Origin of the sequence: Micrococcus sp. KRD026, from assembly GCF_017168445.1 — a bacterium.
GTDB lineage: Bacteria > Actinomycetota > Actinomycetes > Actinomycetales > Micrococcaceae > Micrococcus > Micrococcus luteus.
In genome coordinates, this window is record NZ_JABFBA010000026.1 from 1 (window position 1) to 1441 (window position 1441).

2 protein-coding genes are annotated in these 1441 nt (G+C 73.6%); one reads left to right on the top strand and one right to left on the bottom strand.

From position 1 onward, the window contains the following. Positions 1-26: 26 nt before the first annotated feature. Positions 27-899 carry a 1,4-dihydroxy-2-naphthoate polyprenyltransferase gene (locus J1M40_RS09415; protein WP_122054558.1) on the top strand — a complete coding sequence of 291 codons (873 nt, stop codon included), beginning with the start codon at positions 27-29 and terminating at the stop codon, positions 897-899. Between the two features lie 25 nt (positions 900-924). Here the strand turns inward: J1M40_RS09415 and J1M40_RS09420 are convergent, their stop codons facing one another. Further along, a complete protein-coding gene (locus J1M40_RS09420; RefSeq protein ID WP_113913822.1) occupies positions 925-1197 on the bottom strand; it encodes a DUF4229 domain-containing protein in 273 nt (90 codons plus the stop codon). Positions 1198-1441: the final 244 nt, after the last annotated feature.

Consider the following 1441-nt stretch of genomic DNA (forward strand, 5'->3'; position numbering starts at 1 on the left):
CCGCTCCCCAGGAGGAACCCCCGCCCATGGCCGCCACGCTCTCCCAGTGGGTCGCCGCCGCGCGCCTGCGCACGCTGCCCATGGCGATCGCCCCCGTGATCGTCGGTTCGGCCGCCGCCGCGGAGCTCGGCCGCTTCCACCTCGGCGCGGCCCTGCTGGCCCTCGTGGTCTCGCTCGCCCTGCAGGTGGGCGTGAACTACGCCAACGACTACTCGGACGGGATCCGCGGCACCGACGACGAGCGCGTCGGCCCCTTCCGGCTCACCGTCTCCGGGCTCGTGCCCGCGGCCCAGGTGAAGCAGGCGGCCTTCGCGTCCTTCGGTCTCGCCGGGCTGGCCGGCCTGGGGCTCATCCTGCTCTCGGGGCACTGGTGGTTCCTGCTGGTCGGCGTCGCCTGCGTGGTGGCCGCCTGGTACTACACGGGCGGCAAGAAGCCCTACGGCTACCTGGGCCTGGGCGAGGTGTTCGTGTTCGTGTTCTTCGGCCTGGTGGCCGTGCTCGGCACCACCTACACGCAGGCCGGCCAGGTCAGCGGCCTGGCGTGGGCCGGCGCGATCGGCTGCGGCCTCATCTCCACGGCCCTGCTGATGGCCAACAACATCCGGGACATCCCCACGGACCGGGCCGTGGGCAAGATGACCCTGGCGGCCCGCCTCGGCGACGGCCCCGCGCGGGCCTCCTACGGCGTCATGCTCGCCGTCGCCCTGCTGCTGCCGCTGTTCTGGGTGGCCGTGCACCCGTGGCTGCTGCTGGTGCCGCTCGGCGGCCTGCTGGCGATCCGGCCCGTCCGCACCGTGCTGCGCGCCCAGGACCGCCGGGCACTGATCCCGGTGCTGCGCGCGACCGGCGTGATCGGGATCGTCTACGCGCTGACCTTCACCCTCGGCGTCCTGCTCTGAGCGCCCGCACCGCGGGCCCCGGGGCTCACTCGCGGAAGCGGCCCTGCGTGTAGGCGTCCTCGGCCTCGGCGTCGGCGGCCTCGGTGCGGCCGCGGCGGCCGGGGCGGCCCTCCCACGCGGCGGACAGGTCCTGGGTGGCGCCCCGACGCAGGCGGCCGAGGAACAGGTAGCTGACGGCGAACGTCAGGATCGCGGCGGCCAGGGTGGCCATGACCATGCCGAGGCCGAGCTGCAGGCCGACCCACCAGAGGACGAAGAAAAGGGCCACGCGGAGCAGCCCGTAGTAGAGAATGCGCACCGGCCCATTCTACGAGCGGTGCCTGGACGCCCGCCGAGGGCCGCCGTCGCCCCCTGGACGCCCGCCGGTTCCGCGGGCCTTCGCCCGGGGCGGAGCCGAGACCGGCTCCGCCCCCGCCTAGATGTTGTGGGTCATGAGGTTCTTGCCACGAGGCGCCGGCTGAGATGAGACGAGTGGGCCCCGCCCCGCAGGATGGAAGTTCCTACACCACCCACCTGCCAGAAGAGACCCACTCATGACTCAC

Bases quoted from the DNA above. Each gene is read 5' to 3' on its own strand.
- J1M40_RS09415 (WP_122054558.1), top strand. From the start codon at position 27: ATGGCCGCCACGCTCTCCCAGTGGGTCGCCGCCGCGCGCCTGCGCACG.